This window comes from Pseudoduganella sp. jia 12 (assembly GCF_055502675.1).
In genome coordinates, this window is record NZ_JBUXKP010000003.1 from 347936 (window position 1) to 365184 (window position 17249).

General features: G+C 67.3%; 14 protein-coding genes. 7 read left to right on the forward strand and 7 right to left on the reverse strand.

Annotated features, from left to right (window positions below):
- Window positions 1-21 precede the first annotated feature (21 nt).
- From ACY65G_RS07640 to ACY65G_RS07670, 7 genes are all read left to right on the forward strand, one after another.
- Complete coding sequence (locus ACY65G_RS07640; RefSeq protein ID WP_464996759.1) at window positions 22-867, forward strand: phosphonate ABC transporter ATP-binding protein; 846 nt, start codon at window positions 22-24, stop codon at window positions 865-867.
- Window positions 868-888: 21 nt separating this feature from the next.
- Window positions 889-1734 (forward strand): PhnE/PtxC family ABC transporter permease, encoded by an 846-nt coding sequence (locus ACY65G_RS07645; RefSeq protein WP_464996760.1) that lies wholly within the window; start codon window positions 889-891, stop codon window positions 1732-1734.
- Window positions 1731-2525, forward strand: coding sequence for a phosphonate ABC transporter, permease protein PhnE (gene phnE, locus ACY65G_RS07650; RefSeq protein ID WP_464996761.1), 795 nt, complete (start codon window positions 1731-1733; stop codon window positions 2523-2525). The genes ACY65G_RS07645 and phnE overlap by 4 nt, the downstream gene beginning before the upstream one ends.
- Window positions 2526-2567: 42 nt before the next feature.
- Complete coding sequence (locus ACY65G_RS07655) at window positions 2568-3248, forward strand: ABC transporter ATP-binding protein (protein WP_464996762.1); 681 nt, start codon at window positions 2568-2570, stop codon at window positions 3246-3248.
- A gap of 141 nt (window positions 3249-3389) precedes the next feature.
- Complete coding sequence (locus tag ACY65G_RS07660) at window positions 3390-3677, forward strand: hypothetical protein (protein WP_464996763.1); 288 nt, start codon at window positions 3390-3392, stop codon at window positions 3675-3677.
- A 244-nt stretch (window positions 3678-3921) separates the two neighbouring features.
- Entirely contained in the window at window positions 3922-5133 is a 1212-nt protein-coding gene (locus ACY65G_RS07665) for an efflux RND transporter periplasmic adaptor subunit (protein ID WP_464996764.1), read from the forward strand.
- Window positions 5134-5136: 3 nt separating this feature from the next.
- A complete protein-coding gene (locus tag ACY65G_RS07670; RefSeq protein ID WP_464996765.1) occupies window positions 5137-8313 on the forward strand; it encodes an efflux RND transporter permease subunit in 3177 nt (1058 codons plus the stop codon).
- A 4-nt stretch (window positions 8314-8317) separates the two neighbouring features.
- Here ACY65G_RS07670 and ACY65G_RS07675 read toward each other — a convergent pair whose 3' ends face one another.
- From ACY65G_RS07675 to ACY65G_RS07705, 7 genes are all read right to left on the reverse strand, one after another.
- The gene (locus ACY65G_RS07675) at window positions 8318-9115 is read right to left on the reverse strand and encodes a GNAT family N-acetyltransferase (RefSeq protein WP_464996766.1); all 798 of its coding nucleotides are present in this window, start codon (window positions 9113-9115) and stop codon (window positions 8318-8320) included.
- A 148-nt stretch (window positions 9116-9263) separates the two neighbouring features.
- A complete protein-coding gene (locus ACY65G_RS07680; protein WP_464996767.1) occupies window positions 9264-10037 on the reverse strand; it encodes a hypothetical protein in 774 nt (257 codons plus the stop codon).
- A gap of 97 nt (window positions 10038-10134) precedes the next feature.
- The gene (locus ACY65G_RS07685; RefSeq protein WP_464996768.1) at window positions 10135-10650 is read right to left on the reverse strand and encodes a response regulator; all 516 of its coding nucleotides are present in this window, start codon (window positions 10648-10650) and stop codon (window positions 10135-10137) included.
- Window positions 10647-14051 carry a response regulator gene (locus ACY65G_RS07690; RefSeq protein WP_464996769.1) on the reverse strand — a complete coding sequence of 1135 codons (3405 nt, stop codon included), beginning with the start codon at window positions 14049-14051 and terminating at the stop codon, window positions 10647-10649. Before ACY65G_RS07690 ends, ACY65G_RS07685 begins: the two co-directional genes overlap by 4 nt.
- The gene (locus tag ACY65G_RS07695) at window positions 14051-14914 is read right to left on the reverse strand and encodes an amino acid ABC transporter substrate-binding protein (protein ID WP_464996770.1); all 864 of its coding nucleotides are present in this window, start codon (window positions 14912-14914) and stop codon (window positions 14051-14053) included. The genes ACY65G_RS07690 and ACY65G_RS07695 overlap by 1 nt, the downstream gene beginning before the upstream one ends.
- A gap of 111 nt (window positions 14915-15025) precedes the next feature.
- Entirely contained in the window at window positions 15026-15754 is a 729-nt protein-coding gene (locus ACY65G_RS07700) for a carbonic anhydrase (RefSeq protein ID WP_464996771.1), read from the reverse strand.
- A 223-nt stretch (window positions 15755-15977) separates the two neighbouring features.
- On the reverse strand, window positions 15978-17216 hold the full coding sequence (locus ACY65G_RS07705; protein ID WP_464996772.1) for a Gfo/Idh/MocA family protein: 1239 nt from the start codon (window positions 17214-17216) through the stop codon (window positions 15978-15980).
- Between the last annotated feature and the right edge of the window lie 33 nt (window positions 17217-17249).

A 17249-nucleotide genomic window follows, 5' to 3' on the forward strand; every position in this document is an offset into this window, starting at 1 on the left:
ACCGTGCAAGCAAGTGACGTGATGCGTGACCGCGATAGCGTGTCCGCCGATACCTTCGTCTATCGGCTGGAAGACATGTCCGCCCGCCATGCGGGCGGCACGCGGGCGTATGCGCTGCAAGGCATCACGCTGGCCGTGCGGCCGGGCGAGCAGCTGGCGCTGATCGGCCCTTCCGGCGCCGGCAAGACCACGCTGCTGGCCACGCTGTCGGTCGGCCATGCGCCGGACGGCGGCAGGTTCGAGGCGTTCGGTCTCGATCCCTGGCGCCTGTCCGACCGCGAGCGCCACAAGCTGCGGGCACGCCAGTTCCTGGCCCCGCAAACACCGCCGCTGCCACCGCGCCAGCGCGTCGTGACCGCCGTGCTCGCGGCGCGGTTGCCGCAGTGGAGCCTGTGGCAGGCGCTGGTTTCGCTGGTGAAGCCCGCCGATCCGGAAGCGGCCTGGCGCGCGCTGTCCCGCTTCAACCTGGGCGACAAGCTGTATGCGCGCGTGGACCGGCTGTCCGGCGGCGAGCGCCAGCGCTGCGGCCTGGCGCGGCTGCTGCTGTCGTCGGCGCAGGCATTGCTGGTGGATGAGCCGCTGTCCGCGCTCGATCCCGCGCTGTCGCAACTCACCCTGGCCACGCTGCAGCAGGAAGCGGCCGCGCGCAACGCCGCCCTCGTCTGCAGCCTGCACCAGGTGGACCTCGCCCTGGCGCATTTCCCCCGCATCGTGGCGCTGAAGGAAGGCCGCATCGTGTTCGACCTGCCGCGCGAGCAGGTCACGCAGGCCATGATCGACGAGCTGTACCTGAACGAACAGCCACCAGCGAACACCCCGCATCCGGCCGACCTGCCGGCCAAGCTGGCCGTCGGCGCCTGCCTCTGACCAGCCGCCGCCCGCACAACGATGCAAAGCATTCCCGCCGCACCCTATTTCGAGCGCCATCCCGATCCCGCGTGGCGCGGCCGCGTCACGTTCACGGTCGTCGCGCTGTTGATCCTGTGGCCGATGCTGGTCGCCAGCGAATTCAAGCCCTCGATCCTGTTCGATGGCGACAGCATGGCTGCCACGCTGCGTTTCCTCGCCGATTTCCTGCCGCCGGCGCACTCGCCCGAGTTCCTGCTGCTGCTGCTGCGCGAAACGTGGCAGACCGTCGCCATCGCCACGGCCGGCCTCACGCTGGCGCTGCTCGGCGCCATTCCCGCCACGCTGGTCGTGACCGAGCGCCTGTCGGTTTCGCGGCTCGGCACCGGCCGCATGGCCTGGGCCTCGCGCGCCGTGCGGCAGGCCGTGCGCTGGCTGCTGGTACTGCTGCGCAGCGTGCCCGAACTCGTGTGGGCGCTGCTGTTCGTGCGCATCATCGGCCTCGGTCCCACCGCCGGCGTGCTGGCCATCGCCCTCACCTATTGCGGCATGCTGGGCAAGGTGTATGCAGAGATCCTCGAATCGTCCGAGCGCCATGCCAGCGACACGTTGCTGGCCAACGGCGGTTCGCGCCTGCAGGCGCTGCTGTACGGCGCGCTGCCGGAATCGGCATCCGAACTGGTGTCGTACACCGTGTACCGCTGGGAGTGCGCGATCCGCGGTTCGGTCGTGATGGGCTTCGTCGGTGCCGGCGGCCTGGGCCAGCGCATGGATGAATCGATGAAGATGCTGGCCGGTGGCGAAGTGTCGTCGATGCTGCTCGTGTTCGTGCTGCTCGTCGCTTGCGCCGACCTGGTATCGAAATGGTTGAGGAAGCGCCTCGGATGAATGCCCCGCATATCCCGTCTCCGCCGCCGCGCCGCTGGTCGGGCGCCGTCATGGCGCTGCTGCTGGCCGCCCTGGTCGTGGCCAGCTTCGCCAGCCTGCCGCTGCAGTTCGCCGCGTTTTTCACCGCCGACGCGGTGGCCTCCGTGGCCGAATTCCTCGCCGGCTTCGCCCCGCCGGAAATGGGCAGCGGCTTCCTGACCAAAACGGCAATCGCCACTGCGGAAACGCTGGCCATGTCCGCGGTCGGCACGCTGCTGGCCGTCGCGGCCGGCGTGCTGCTGGCGATCCCCGCCGCCGGCCGTTTCGGCCGGCCGCTGCGCGGCGCCGTGCGCGCGGTGCTGAACGTGCTGCGCTCGATTCCCGAACTGGTGTGGGCGTCGGTGCTGCTGATCGCCGCGGGCCTGGGCCCGTTCCCCGGCGCGCTGGCACTCGGCGCGCACACGGCCGGCGTGCTGGGCCGCCTGTTCGCCGATGCGCTGGAAAACGCCACGCCACTGCCCGAACAAAGCCTGCGCATCAATGGCGCCACGCCGATGGCCGCGTTCCTCTATGCGACGCTGCCCCAGACGCTGCCGCAAATGCTGTCCTACACGCTGTACCGCTGGGAAAACAATATCCGCGCCGCCGCCATCCTCGGCGTCGTCGGTGCGGGCGGCCTGGGCCAGATGCTGAAATACCACCTGTCGCTGTTCCAGATGCAGAAGGCCGCCACCGTGATCCTGGCCATGCTGCTGCTGGTGGCGCTCGTGGATGCCGCCAGTTTCTGGCTGCGCCGCATCCTTACCAGATAGGCACCGTCACTCCCGGACGGCGCAATAACCCGACAGGAACCCATGCTGGAACTGCGCAACCTGAACAAATCCTATGCGGGCGGCCGCCCGGTATTGTCCAATCTGTCATACCGCTTCGATGCCGGCGAATTCGTGGCGATCATGGGCGACTCCGGCGTCGGCAAGTCCACGCTGCTGAACCTGATCGCCGGCCTGGACCACCCCGATCCAGGCACCGAGGCGCCGATCCTCGTCGACGGCATCGCCATGGCATCGCTCGACGACGATGCCGCCACCCGCCTGCGCCGCCAGCGCATGGGATTCATCTTCCAGGCATTCCATGTGCTGCCCCACCTGACGCTGCTGCAGAACGTGGCGCTGCCGCTGCTGCTCAACGGCATGCCGCAAGGCAGGGCGGCCGAGATGCTGGCGGCCGTGGGCCTGGCGGGGCGCGAACATGGGTATCCGCATGAACTGTCCGGCGGTGAAATGCAGCGCGTGGCCATCGCCCGGGCGCTGGCGCACCGGCCCGCGCTGGTGCTGGCCGACGAGCCCACCGGCAACCTCGATCCCGATACGGCCCATGCCGTGCTCGATATGCTGCGTGCCGAAATCCGCGCCAGCGGCGCCTGCACGATCATGGTCACGCATTCCGAGGCAGCCGCAGCCATGGCCGATCGTACGCTCATCCTTACGCGCTCTGGATTGCATGACGCTACGGCTGTCAAGCCGTTGCGTCATTAAGACGTCATATTTTTTGTATAAGACGCGCGCTTTTTTTTACAGCCGTAGTATGATTTATTTAACTTGCTTGGTTATCAATAGTTTTGTAGTTTCCAACAAGCCATCGCCTTTCATCGCATTTCTTTCTGGAGGAGGAGCAAAATGAGCGTAAGGCAAAAAAAACTGGAGCTGATCGAAGCGATGAACCGGGCGCGGGCGCTGGAACCTTCCAGTTTCGTGCCCAACAAGTTGCTGGATACCCTGATCGAACGGATGAACCTGAAAAACGACGCCGAGCTGTGTCGGGTGCTCGAGGTGCAACCGCCGATCATCAGCAAGATCCGGCACCGCAAGCTGGCCGTTGGCGCAACGATCCTGTTGCGCATGCACGAGAAATCCGAATTGAGCATTCGCGAACTCAAGGAACTCACCAGTGCGTCAGTGCACTGATGTGTAAAATGCCTGGCGCCGGCATCGCATTTCCCGGCGCCCATCTTCTTTCCTTGCAGTCGAACTCCCCGCATTAAAAGCTTTACGCGATAAAGCGTCCGGCCGCTTTCCCCCTGTCGTACGCCCCGATCCACGCTTCCGCATTTTCCGCCCAGTCCTCCTTTGGAGAGAAGCCGCCCTCGCCTGGCCCCCATAGACTGGTGCACGGCATGCCCGCCGGCAGCCGATTCCGGAGGGTAAAGCGATGTCCGAACCGTTCCGCCAGCCTTTGCGCCGCCCGCTGCGCATGGCCGCCACGCTGTCCATTCCCCTTTTGCTGGCAATCGGCTGCGACCGCGCCGGGGGCCAGGCGCCCGCCGCCGGCGCCCCGCCGCCATCGCCTGTTTCGGCCGCCACCGTCGTGGAACGGAACATCGTCGAGACGCAGGAGTTCTCGGGCCGGCTGGAGGCGGTCGAGCGCGTGGAGATCCGCCCGCGCGTGCCGGGCTACATCACGGCAGTGCAATTCACGCCGGGCGCCCTGGTGAAGAAAGGCCAGCCGCTGTTCACGATCGATCCGCGCCCCTACCAGGCCGAACTCGAACGGGCCGAGGCCAACGTGAATTCGGCACGCGCGCGGGCCGGGCTGGCCAAGGTGGAACTGGAGCGCGCCGAGCGGCTGCTGGCCGACCGCGCCATCGCCAGCCGCGAGTTCGACGAGCGGGCCGCCTCGCAAAAAGACCTGGATGCGGCTGCGCGCTCGGCCGGGGCCGAAGTGGCGACGGCGCGCCTGAACCTCGGCTATACCCGCGTGACATCACCGATCGACGGCCGCGCCAGCAAGGCCGAGATCACCGTGGGCAACCTGGTCGACCAGAATGCCGTGCTGACCTCCGTCGTGTCGACGGACCGCATCCATGCCAGCTTCGACGGCGACGAGGACACGTACCTGCGCGTGCGTTCGCGCACCCGCCAGAAAGAGCCCGTGCCCGTGCGCATCGGCCTGGCCAACGAAACGGGCTTCCCGCATGCCGGCAAGCTGGAATTCGTCGACAACCGCCTCGATCCCGCCACGGGCAGCGTGCGCATGCGCGCCACGTTCGCCAACGAGGATGGCACGCTGGTGCCGGGCCTGTTCGCGCGCGTGCAGATTTCGGCGGGCGGCCATGGCGACGGCAGTGCCGGTGCCGCCCGCGCGCTGCTGATCCACGACCGCGCCGTGAACACGGACCAGGACCGCAAGTTCGTCTACGTCGTCAAGGACGGCAAGGCCGAGTACCGGCCCGTGGTGCTGGGACCGGCCGCGGATGGCCTGCGCGTGGTGCGCAAGGGGCTGGCGCCGGGCGAGAAGATCGTCGTGGGCGGCCTGCAGCGGGTGCGGCCCGGTGCGCCCCTGCAGCCGAAACTCGTGCCGATGGACGCGGATCCCGATGCGCCGGCGAAGGCCGAAACCGCCGCCCAGCCCAAGGCGGGATGAGCCATGAACTTTCCCCGCTTCTTCGTCGACAAGCCGATCTTCGCGGCCGTGCTGTCGATCCTGATCTTCGTGGCCGGCCTCATGTCGATCGTTTCGCTGCCCGTGTCCGAATACCCGGAAGTGGTGCCGCCTTCCGTGGTGGTGCGCGCCCAGTATCCCGGCGCGAACCCCAAGGTGATCGCCGAAACGGTGGCCGCGCCGCTGGAAGAGCAGATCAACGGCGTCGAGCACATGCTGTACATGGATTCGAAAGCCACGTCCGATGGCGCGCTGGCGCTGACCGTCACGTTCAAGGTGGGCACGAACGTGGAGCAGGCGGAAACGCAGGTGCAGAACCGCGTGCAGCGCGCGCTGCCACGGCTGCCCGAGGAAGTGCGGCAGATCGGCGTGACCACGGCGAAATCGTCGCCGAACCTGACGCTGGTGGCGCACCTGGTATCGCCGAAGGGCCGCTACGACGATGTCTACCTGCGCAACTACGCGGTGCTGAACGTGAAGGACCAGCTGTCGCGCATTCCCGGCATGGGCGAGGTGATCCTGTTCGGTGCCGGCGACTACGCGATGCGCGTGTGGATCGACCCGCAGAAGCTGGCCGCGCGCGGCATGACGGCATCCGACGTGACCGATGCGATCCGCGAACAGAACGTGCAGGTGGCGGCCGGCGTGGTCGGCGGCTCGCCCACCAAGGGCTCGCAGTTCCAGCTCACCGTCAATACCACCGGGCGCCTGAAGACGGTCGACGACTTCGGCGCCATCATCGTGCGCACCAACGCCGATGGCGCCGTGACCTTGCTGCGCGACGTGGCGCGTGTGGAACTGGGCTCGAATTCCTATTCCTTGCGCTCCCTGCTGAACAACAAGTCGGCCGCCGCGATCGGCATCTTCGAGGCGCCGGGCGCCAATGCGCTGCAGCTTTCCGAAGACGTGCGCGCCACCCTGAAGCGGCTGCAGGCCGATTTTCCCGAGGACGTGGAATGGCAGGTCGTCTACGACCCCACGCAATTCGTGCGCGAATCGATCCGTGCCGTCATCCACACGCTGCTCGAAGCCGTGGCGCTCGTGGTGCTGGTGGTGATCGTGTTCCTGCAGACGTGGCGGGCATCGATCATCCCGCTGCTGGCGGTGCCGGTGTCCATCGTCGGGACGTTCGCCGTGATGATGCTGTTCGGCTTTTCGATCAACACGCTGTCGCTGTTCGGTCTCGTGCTGGCCATCGGCATCGTGGTGGACGACGCCATCGTCGTGGTGGAAAACGTGGAGCGCAATATCGCCGCCGGCCTGTCGCCGCACGACGCGACGATCCAGGCGATGAAGGAAGTGTCCGGCCCCATCGTGGCGATCGCGCTGGTGCTGTGCGCCGTGTTCGTGCCGATCGCCTTTGTCAGCGGCCTGACGGGCCAGTTCTACCGCCAGTTCGCGCTGACGATCGCGATCTCCACGGTGATCTCGGCCCTGTGCTCGCTGACGCTGGCGCCGGCCCTGTCGGCCGCACTGCTGCGCGCGCACGATGCGCCGAAGGACCGGCTCACGCGCGGCATGGACAAGGTGCTGGGCCCGTTCTTCGGCTGGTTCAACCGCTTCTTCGGCCGCGCCTCGGCATCGTATGGCCGCGGCGTGAACGGCGTGATGGCCCGCAAGAGCCTGGGCATCGGCATCTATCTCGCACTGACGGTGGCGGCCGTGTTCGTGTTCCGCGCCGTGCCGGCCGGCTTCGTGCCGCAGCAGGATAAACAGTACCTGGTCGGCTTCGCGCAATTGCCCGACGCGGCATCGCTGGACCGCACCGACGCCGTCATCCGGCGCATGTCGGCCATCGCCAAGGACGTGCCGGGCGTGATGGACGCGGTGGCGTTCCCCGGCTTGTCGATCAATGGCTTCATCAACGCGCCGAACACGGGCATCGTGTTCCTGGGCCTGAAGCCGTTCCACGAGCGCACGTCGGGCGAACTGTCCGGCGACGGCATCGCGGCCGAGGTCAACAAGCGGATGGGCGCGATCGAGGATGCGTTCATCATGGTGTTCCCGCCACCGCCCGTGAATGGCCTGGGCGCGATCGGCGGCTTCAAGATGATGGTCGAGGACCGCGCCAACCTCGGCTACGATGCGCTGTATGCCGCCGTGCAGGCATTGCAGGCGAAGGCGTGGCAGGATCCGCAGCTGGCCGGCGTGTTTTCCAGCTACCAGATCAACGTGCCGCAACTGTTCGCCGACGTCGACCGTACGCGCGCCAAGCAGCTCGGCGTGCCGCTGCAGTCCGTGTACCAGACCCTGCAGATCAACCTCGGCTCGCTGTACGTCAACGACTTCAACCAGTTCGGCCGCACGTATCAGGTGGTGGTGCAGGCCGATGCGCCGTTCCGCTCGCAGCGCGAGCAGATCGCGCAGCTGAAGGTGCGCAGCGACAAGGGCGAGATGATCCCGCTGTCGTCGCTGATGCGCATCAGCGACACGTACGGGCCGGACATGGTCAACCGCTACAACGCCTACCTGTCGGCCGACATCAGCGGCGGCGCCGCGCCGGGCGTGTCGTCCGGCCAGGCGCAGCAGGCGATGACGGCGCTGGCCCGCGCAACGCTGCCGAAGGGGATCACGTTCGAATGGACGGATCTCACGTACCAGGAAATCCTGTCGGGGAACACGATGGTGCTGGTGTTCCCCCTGTGCGTGCTGCTGGTGTTCCTCGTGCTGGCCGCGCAGTACGAAAGCTGGACGCTGCCGCTGGCCGTCATCCTGATCGTGCCGATGTCGATCCTGTGCGCGCTGGTGGGCGTCAAGCTGACCGGCGGCGACAACAACGTGTTCACGCAGATCGCACTGTTCGTGCTGGTGGGGCTGGCATCGAAGAACGCCATCCTGATCGTGGAATTCGCCCGCGAGCTGGAAGACCACGGCCGCACCGTGGTGCAGGCCGCGCTGGAAGCGTGCCGGCTGCGGCTGCGGCCCATCCTCATGACATCGATCGCCTTCATCATGGGTGTGCTGCCGCTAGTATTCTCCAGCGGCGCCGGCGCCGAGATGCGCCACGCGATGGGCGTGGCCGTGTTTGCCGGCATGCTGGGGGTGACGTTCTTCGGCCTGTTCCTCACGCCGCTGTTCTACGTGCTGCTGCGTTCCCTGGCGCTGCGCGTTTCGGGCGCGCCGCACAAGCGGCACCATGCGGATACGGGGCTGGGCGCCTGATGGCTCAGGCCGCGATCGCCATCTCCACCGCCCCCTCCACCCCATAATGCCTGGCGTAGCGCGCATCCAGGTTCGCCAGCGGCATCAGCAGGAACAGGTCGGCGCTGTCGAAATCGGGATCCCAGGCCGGCTCGCCGCACAGCCACGCGCCGGAACGCATGTAACCCTTCAGCAGCGCGGGCACATTGGCCGTGGCGGCGGGTTCGATTCTCGTGTGCGGAAACGGCAAATGCGGCGTGACGCGGTATTCGGCCGGCGCCATGTGCGTTTCGCGCAGTTGCCGGAACACGGCGACGGCATTGTGGCCGCCGTCCGCGACGCTGATGCTGGCGCAGCCGGCCAGGTAGTCGCAGCCCTGCCGGCGCATGTACTCGCCCAGCGCGGCCCACAGCAGCATGATGACGCTGCCGCCGCGGTAATCGGGATGGATGCAGGCGCGGCCGGCTTCGATGATGCGCCCGCGCAGCGGGTTGAGGCGGCCCACGTCGAACTCGCCCTCGGAATAGAAGCGGCCGAGCTGGCGCGCGCCGGCGGGCGCCAGCACCCGGTAGGTGCCCACCACCTGGAGCGTGCTGGTGTCGCGCACGAGCAGGTGGTCGCAATGTTCGTCGAATTCGTCGCAATCGAGGCCGTCCGGCCGTGCCAGTGCGGCAAGGTTCATGCCCTCGATGAATACGCGGTAGCGCAGGCGCTGCGCTTCGCGCAGCTCTTCCGGGGTGGTGGCGATGCTGGTGGCAAGGCGCGGGCGCGGGGTCCGGATGCCGGCCGCAGTATTCGTCTGCTGAATGGTCGTCTGCTGCATGCTTCGTCCTCTCGGTGAAGTGGAGACGAAGCACAGCGTAGCGATGGATTACTTCAGCAACATGACAGCGGGATAACGTTTCGGTGACCGTGGCGCCGGCGCGTCAGCTTCCATGGCGGAAGCCGGCGCCGGGCAAGGGACGATGCGCTCAGTCTTTCTTTGGGCGGCCCGTCTTCAGTTGCGGCAGCGAAGCGAGCACGCTCTGCAAGGTGGCCATGTCGATCTGGCTGATCAGCGCCACGCCGATGCGCAGCAGTTCGCTTTTCTTGATCTCGAAGCCGGCTTTCAGGCACGCCTTCTTCACTTCGCCCAGCACCGCGTATTCCGCTTCCGGCATCGTGAAGCTGTCGCGCACCAGGCGTTCCTTGCGCGGCGCCGCCACTTTCTCGGCTGGCTTGGCCACGGCCCTGGCGGCTTTCGCCGGCTTGGCTGCCTTGGCGGCTTTCGGCTCGGCCTGCGCCGCTGCCGGCTTGGCGGCCTTGGCGGTCTTCGGCACGGCCTGCGCGGCCTTGGCTTTCACCGGCTTGGCGGCGGGCCTGGCTTCGGCCTTTGCTTCCACCTTGCCTGGGGCCTTCGCGGCGGGCTTGGCTGGCTTCTCCGCCTTCGGCTTGGCGACAGGGGCCACCTCCGCCTTGGGCGCGGCTTTCGGCGCGCGGGCCTTTGCCGGCGCGGCAGGCTGCGCTTCGGCGGTGTCCTTCGCCGCGGCAGCCGTTTCCTTCGCGGCGGGCTTGCGTGCCGCCGGTTTCGTGGCGGCCCTGGCCGCAGGCTTCGCTTCGGCAGGCTTTGCTTCGGCGGGTTTTGCTTCGGCGGGTTTTGCTTCGGTCCTCACATCGGCCCGGGCTGCCGGCTTTTCGGCGGCGGGGGCGGCGGGCTTCGTGGCGGTATCGGCGGAAGTCTTGGTGACGTCGGTCTTGGCGTTCATTGATGCTCCTGAAAAAGTTGAACTATATAAATAATATATACCATTTTTAAGGAAAGAGCACCTACCATTACATTGCGATTGAATTTCTTAAGGTATTTCAAATTTTCCCTGCCGCATCACCCTCCCCTGCATCACTCTCCCCTGCATCACTCTCCCCTGCATCGCCACGCGCCGCCAGCAACGCCTCGAGTTCGGCATTGCGGCGTGCCAGGTCGCGGCGCACGGTGCGCAGCGCCAGGTGCGTGGCCACGCGGGCGAACAGGATGGGCGGGCTGACGGGCCGCGTGATGTAGTCGACCGCGCCCGCCGCAAGGCCGCGCGCCTCGTCTTCCGGCTGGCTCCTGGCCGTCGTGAAGATCACCGGCACGTCGGCCATGCGCGGATCCTGCACGATGCGGCGGCAGGCTTCGAGGCCATTCATGTCCGGCATCATCACGTCCAGCAGCACGAGGTCCACTCCGCCCGCTGCCAGGATCAGCAGCGCGGTGGCGCCGTTGGTGGCCACCTTGGTCCGGTATTTTTCCTTCAGCAGTGCCGACAGCAGCATGATGTTGTCGGGCGTATCGTCCACGATCAGGATGGTGGGGCGGTCGGTGCCGGGCGTGTCGTTCATGAAGCCTCCCGGGCGGCGGCGTCGAGCACCTGCCGGGCCGCGTCGAAATCATAGGCGGCGATGTGTGCGGCCAGGCGCTCCAGCGCCACTGCCGGCAGCAGCGCCGCCAGCACGGTGCGCACGCTGGCGAAGTACTCGTTGCTGTCGCCGCTGTAGTCGGCCAGCAGGCCGCGCAGCCGGGCCAGCGCCTCGGGTACCGTGCCGGGGTCCGCCGGCCCAGCCGATACCGCGCTGTCCGCACCGTCGCCCGTGACCGGCACGGTGGCGAAATGCGCATCGAGGCCGGCGATGGCGGTGCGCAGCGCCGTCGTCAGCTCCTCGACCAGCGTGGCGGCGGGCACTTCTTCGCGATCGAGCAATTCCTCCATCGCGCGCGCGGCCGCTTCGACGGCGTTGGCGCCCACGTTGCCGGCCACGCCGCGCAGCGTGTGGGCACGCTTGCGTGCGCCGTCGCGTTCGCAGTGCAGCAGGTCGGTCGCCACCTCGGCCGCGGCATCGCGCTGCGAATTGCGGAAACGGTCGAGCAGCTGCAGGTACAGCGTTTCGTTGCCGGCCACGTGGCGCAGGCCGCGTGCCGTGTCGATCCCCGGCAGCAGCGGCAAGCCTTCCTGGCCCGGCGGGCGCGGCGGCCGCGGCGCCACCGGCGGCATGGCCCGGCCCAGCCAGCGCGCCAGGGTGGCATACAGCATGTCCGGATCGATCGGCTTCGTCACGTAATCCTGCATGCCTTCGGCCAGGCAGCGCTCGCGGATGTCGGCCAGCGCATGGGCCGTCATCGCGATGATCGGCAAACCGTCGAAACGGCGGTCGCGGCGCAGCGCCAGCGTGGTTTCATGGCCGTCCAGGACCGGCATTTCCAGGTCCATCAGCAGCAGGTCGTAGTGGCCTGCCCCCGCCTGCGCCAGCCGGTCCAGCGCCTCGCGGCCGTTGCTGGCGAATTCCACCGCGATGCCCTGAATGCCCATCAGTTCGGCGGCAATCTGCTGGTTGACGGGATTGTCCTCGACCAGCAGCACCCGGCCCGTCACATCGAGCTTGCCGGCCTCGATCGGCAGATCGTGCCGGCGCGGCGGCGCGAACAGGGCCACCAGCGTATCGACCAGCACCGACTGGCCGATGGGCTTGAACAGGTAGCCGATGAAGCCGGCGTCTTCGGCCTCGCGCTGCACTTCCTCGCGGCCGAACGCCGTCAGCAGCACCATGCCGGGTTTTCGCCCGAGCGGCGCGGCGGCCACGCGGCGCGCCAGCTCGATGCCATCCATGCCCGGCATCTGCCAGTCGGTCAGCACCAGCGCATACGGATCGGCAGCCGCATCGGCGGCCGCCACCCCGGCCAGCGCCTCGGCGCCGGACGATGCCGTGTATACCCGCAGCGGCAGCGCGCGCGCCGCTTCGCCCAGCACCTCGAGCGCCATGGGGCTGTCGTCCACCAGCAGCACGCGCGCATTGTTCAGCGCGGCCGGCACCACCGGTGCGCGCTGCGGCTGGCCGGACAGGCCGAATTCCAGGTCGAACGCAAATACCGACCCCTTGCCTTCCTCGCTCTCGACCGTGATCGTGCCCCCCATGAGGCGCACCAGCTGCTGCGAGATCGACAGCCCCAGGCCGGTGCCGCCGAACTGGCGCGACGTGGAGCCGTCGGCCTGGTTGAACGCGCGGAACAGCTTGCCCATCTGCTCTTCCGGCATGCCGATGCCGGTATCGCGCACGGCAAAACGCAGGGCGATGCGCCCGCTGGCCGGCCCCGGCGCCGGCAACTGCGTGCAGCACAGTTCCAGCTCGCCCTGCGCCGTGAATTTGACGGCATTGTTGACGAGGTTGATCAACACCTGTCCCAGCCGCAGCGGGTCGCCCACCAGGTGGCGCGGGATGGCCGGCGGCACGTTGAACAGGTATTCGAGCTGCTTTTCCGCGGCGCGCTGGCTCGTCACGCTGGCCACGTTGGCCAGCACCTCGTCGAGGAAGAACGGGATCTGCTCCACTTCCAGCCGGCCGGCCTCGATCTTGGAAAAGTCGAGGATGTCGTTGATGATGCCCAGCAGCGCCAGCGCCGCGCGGTGGATCTTGCTCACGTAATCGTGCTGCTTCGTGTTCAGGTCGGTGCGCAGCGCCAGGTAGGCCATGCCGATGATCGCGCTCATCGGCGTGCGGATCTCGTGGCTCATATTGGCGAGGAATTCGGACTTGGCGATATTGGCCGCCTCGGCACGCACGTTGGCGGCCACCAGTTTCTGTTCGCGCTCGCGGCGTTCGCTGATGTCGCGGACGAAGCCGCAGAACTCGAACTGCTCGGCATCGAGGTCGATGCGGGTGATCGACAGTTCGATGGGAAATTCGGTGCCGTCCGCATGCAGCGCCTCGACCTCGATGCGCCGGTCGAGCACTTCGCCGGCGCTCTCGCCGGCCAGGTAGCGCGTCATGCCCTTGCGGTGGTCGCCACGGTAGCGCGGCGGAATGATCAGCGTGTCGAGCTGCTGGCCCAGCGCCTCGTCGCGCTCGTAGCCGAAAACGACTTCGGCCTGCCGGTTCCAGCCCACCACGCGGCCGTTGCGGTCCATGTTGACGACGGCATCGAGCGCCGTGTCGACGATCGCGCGCAGTTTGCGCTCGGAATCGCGGGCAACGGCGATGGTGCGCTTCAGTTCCTGCGTGCGGGTATCGATCTTCTGTTCCAGGTCGCCGTTCAGTTCGCGCAATTCGCTTTCGGCATAGCGCAGCCGGGTCAGCGTGTCGCGGAAACTGCGCACGGCAATGGACAGCCGGCCCACCTGGTCGGCGCGGCCGATGCCGGAAAGCTGGATGTCGGTCTTGCCCTGGGCAAGCTTCTCCAGCGATTTCTGGATGTCGCCGAACGGGCGCACGGTCTTGCGCGCCACCACGAACACCGAGCCGACGATCGTCAGCGCCAGCAGCAGGTTGACGGTCAACGCATGCAGCAGCTGCTGCTGCAGCGCCTCGTCGGTTGCGCGCCGCGAATACGTGAGGTCGATGGCGCCCACCTTGTAACTGCGCGCGCCATCCTGGAAGCTGATGTCGCGGTGCACCGTGATCGCGCCGGCCGGGTCCAGCTTGCCCGAGCCGAAGCCGGCCAGCTCGGCGCCGTTCGGCCCCACCACGCGCAGCATCAGCACCTCGGGTGTGGCGCGCATCGCGTCGACCACGCTGGTGATCGCCGCGCCGTTGATGTCGAACAGCGGCCGCGCCAGCGCCTGCGACAGCACGGTCACGAGCCGCTCGGTACGCTCCTGCAACTGCACCTCGGCTTCGGCATGCAGCGTGCGCACGGCATACGTGGTGTAGGCGGCCGTGGACAGGGCGACGGCCAGGAAGATCGACACGGCCAGGCGCAGCACGATGTCGCGCCGCCAGGTATCGCGCAGGTTGCGCAGCGCGTTGAGCATCAGGGTTGCTTGCCCTTGCCGGCGGCCGGCACTTCGGATTTTTCCAGCTTGCGGTACTCGGTGCCGTTGCGCTCCGCTTCCACGGCATCCCAGATGCGCCGCGCGAGGTCGGGCTGGCGCTCGACCAGGCGGTGCGACAGCAGCAGGAAATAGGGTTTTTCCACCAGCGGCCGGGGCAGCGCTTCGATCTGCGGGCCGAACGGGCCGGCCAGCAGCGTGCGGGCATCGCTGCCGCCCACGGCCGCCGCGGCCAGCCTGCCGGCCAGCAGCTTGCGCACCAGTTCATCGGAACGCTGGCTGCCTTCGTCCACGGTGACGTTCAGGCTGCGCAGCAGGTCGGTGATGGAATAGCCGAGCTGCGCCCCGACGGCCCCATCGATGTTGTGCAGCGCCTTGCCGTCCCACTCGACATTGCTGCCCTTGCGGCGGAGGAGGATGTAGCGGTCGATGTGCATGCGCTTCGCCGTATCCGGCGTGGCGCCACCCGGGTATTCGCCGATCTCGCGGCGGTCGGTCTTGAAGCTGACGGCGAACGCGCCATCCACCTCGTTGGCCTTGAGCTGCGCGAGGCAGCGCTTCCACGGCATGCTCTGGAAATCGAAGCGGATGTTCTCGCGCCGGCCCACCAGCTTGAGCAATTCGAAGTTCAGGCCGCGGCCATCCTCGGTGCGCCACGGCCGCACGTCGGCGCGTTCGTAGCACAGCGTGACGACCGGCTGGCCCCTCGGCACATTGGCAGGCGCATTGGCAGAAGCATTGATGGGCGCCCTGGTGGCTGCGGCCAGCGCGGGCATGGCGCACAGCCCCGCCCATGCCGCCAGCGCCGCCGCTATCGCCCTCCGCCCAGTGCTCCCGACCGTCATCCCCGCCTCCATGCTCACAAGCCTATAGTGTAAGCAAAACTACAAGGGCCGGGGAGATTCTCTTTGACAATTTCCGCCGGCCGAGGGAGCGCGGCGGTATCCGGCAGGCGTTCAGCCGGTCACTTCGACCACGCGGCCGTTCAATGGCTGCACGGGTCGCGCATTCATGCGGTAAAGCTTGCGGAATGCGGACAGCTGGTCTTTTGAAACCTCGACCGGTTCCTTCAGCACCTGCCAGTGCACGCCTTCGCTGCAGGGCGGCGTCGTCAGCGAACCCATGTAGGCGTAATAGGTGTGCTGCCGCGGCAGCACGGCGCCCAGGTCGAGCTCGCCCTCAACGGCATGGTGGTCACCCGCACGGGCCGGCAGCCCGGAGAATACTGGCTTGAGCGCCGCGTTTTCCTTGCCTTGTTTGAACAGCACGGCCACCACGGCCAGCTCGCCGGCATCGTTGCGGTGCACGAGGTGCGCCACCAGCGGGTAGCGCCTGCCGTTCACCTTTTCCTCGCTGGGCGTGTGGAAGTGCATTTGCACGAGCTTGTAGTCGCCGCTCGCAAGATGCAAGCCGCCGCCTTCGGCCAGGTTGACCTGCACCGTGTGGCCGTTGTTGACGATGTCCGCGGCACTGGCCGCATACCGGAAACCGATCGGCGCGGGCGCGCCCGCTTTCGCGCCGCGGATGTCGATCGGCGATTGCGCCTTGCCCTGCCGGCAGGCGGCGAAATCCTGTTCCAGCTCGGCCCAGTGCGCGGTGCCGGCCTTGCCCGTGTATTCCCAGTGCGCGGCGCCCTTGTCAGCGGCGTGCACGCTTCCCATGGCGGCCAGGGTGGCTGCCAGCATCAATATTGTTTTCTTCATGGTTGACCCGATTCGTTGAGTGACGGTGCCGGTGTCCGCGCGGGCACCGGCATGCCGACGTTACCGAGCGCCTTGCTAATAGCCAGTCAAGGCAGGATGAGCGGAAACTTAAGCATGCAGGCAGTATCGACGCAGGGCGTCCGATCCGGCACTCCCGAAGGGGCAGGCGTGGCCAGGGTCGAAGGGCCGCCCTGCCACCGCTCTTTCAGGCACTTTCCTCCGGTTCGGGGCCGCGCGTGCGCCCCGGTGGCGCAAGCTTCACCGGCCGGTGGGTACGGGCCGACTCGTAGATGGCATCCGTGATGCGCTGGTCCTGCAGGCCCTCCTCGCCCGGCGTGTGCACGTCCCGGTTCTTCTGGATGCACAGCGCGAAGTGGTCCAGTTCCGCGGTGAACTGGTTTTGTTCCTCGGCCTGGATGTCGCTGGCCTGCTCCTTGCCGTCGACCACGCGCGACACCCTCAACCGGTTGCCGTGGTAGGCGTAGCCGGGGTTCATCTCGGCCCAGGCATCGGCCCCGTTCAGGCGGAACATCTGCGACTTGTGCGCCGCATAGCTGGTGCTGCAGCTGGCGATGAAGCCGCTGGGGAAGCGCAGGATGAACTGGCACGACTCTTCCACTTCGCGAAAGCGCGCATCGCCCGGCGTCGACCAGGTGCTGCCGATCACCTCGCTGGGCTCCTCGCCGCTGAGGAAGCGCGCCGCATTGATGCAATACAGGCCGATGTCCGGCAATGCGCCACCGCCGGCCAGCGCTTTTTTCAGGCGCCAATGCTGCGGGTCGCCCATGTTCTGCGAATTGACCGAAACGAATTCCTTCAGCGCCCCCAGCTTCTTTTCGCGGATCATCTTCACGAGGGCGCGGTCCAGCGCCTCGTACTGGCTGCGGTAGGCGATCATCAGCTTGCGGTCCGCCTTGCGGCAGGCGTCGATCATCTGCCGGCACTCCGCCACGCTGTTCGCCATCGGCTTTTCGCACAGCACGTGCTTGCCGGCGCGGGCGGCGCGCACCGTGTACTCGGCATGCATGTGGTTGGGCAGGCCGATATACACACCCTGAACGTCCGGCATCTGCGCCAGCCTGTCGTAATCCTTGTAATCGAGGACCGCGCTTTCCGGAATGTCGTACTGGTGCGCGATCTTCAATCCTTTGGCGCGGTCGCCGGTCACCAGCGCGACAGGTTTCGCATGCTTGCTCTGCGCGAACGCGGGCAGCATCTCGTTGACGGAGATGCGCCCCAGTCCGACGATGGCAATGCCGACGCGTTCGTTCGATGGGTCGCCGGGCGGCTCGGTGCGCTCGGGCTTTTCGGACTTGTCAAAGATCGGCGGGAATTCGACCCGGTCCTTTTCGCTGGCGCCGGCCTGCAACGCAGGCGTGGACAGCGCGGCCAGGGTGCCGACATAGCGCAGGAAATCGCGGCGCGGCGGCTGGTTCTGTTTCATGGGATGGCTTTTCCGCAAATGATGGAAAACCAT

Excerpts from the sequence above, each read along its gene's own strand:
- ACY65G_RS07675 (WP_464996766.1), bottom strand. The coding sequence starts at position 9,115 with ATGCAGCAGACGACCATTCAGCAGACGAATACTGCGGCCGGCATCCGG.
- ACY65G_RS07670 (WP_464996765.1), top strand. The coding sequence starts at position 5,137 with ATGAACTTTCCCCGCTTCTTCGTCGACAAGCCGATCTTCGCGGCCGTG.
- ACY65G_RS07665 (WP_464996764.1), top strand. The coding sequence starts at position 3,922 with ATGTCCGAACCGTTCCGCCAGCCTTTGCGCCGCCCGCTGCGCATGGCC.
- ACY65G_RS07660 (WP_464996763.1), top strand. The coding sequence starts at position 3,390 with ATGAGCGTAAGGCAAAAAAAACTGGAGCTGATCGAAGCGATGAACCGG.
- phnE (WP_464996761.1), top strand. The coding sequence starts at position 1,731 with ATGAATGCCCCGCATATCCCGTCTCCGCCGCCGCGCCGCTGGTCGGGC.
- ACY65G_RS07690 (WP_464996769.1), bottom strand. The coding sequence starts at position 14,051 with ATGCTCAACGCGCTGCGCAACCTGCGCGATACCTGGCGGCGCGACATC.
- ACY65G_RS07695 (WP_464996770.1), bottom strand. The coding sequence starts at position 14,914 with ATGACGGTCGGGAGCACTGGGCGGAGGGCGATAGCGGCGGCGCTGGCG.
- ACY65G_RS07645 (WP_464996760.1), top strand. The coding sequence starts at position 889 with ATGCAAAGCATTCCCGCCGCACCCTATTTCGAGCGCCATCCCGATCCC.
- ACY65G_RS07705 (WP_464996772.1), bottom strand. The coding sequence starts at position 17,216 with ATGAAACAGAACCAGCCGCCGCGCCGCGATTTCCTGCGCTATGTCGGC.
- ACY65G_RS07640 (WP_464996759.1), top strand. The coding sequence starts at position 22 with ATGCGTGACCGCGATAGCGTGTCCGCCGATACCTTCGTCTATCGGCTG.
- ACY65G_RS07700 (WP_464996771.1), bottom strand. The coding sequence starts at position 15,754 with ATGCTGGCAGCCACCCTGGCCGCCATGGGAAGCGTGCACGCCGCTGAC.
- ACY65G_RS07685 (WP_464996768.1), bottom strand. The coding sequence starts at position 10,650 with ATGAACGACACGCCCGGCACCGACCGCCCCACCATCCTGATCGTGGAC.
- ACY65G_RS07655 (WP_464996762.1), top strand. The coding sequence starts at position 2,568 with ATGCTGGAACTGCGCAACCTGAACAAATCCTATGCGGGCGGCCGCCCG.
- ACY65G_RS07680 (WP_464996767.1), bottom strand. The coding sequence starts at position 10,037 with ATGAACGCCAAGACCGACGTCACCAAGACTTCCGCCGATACCGCCACG.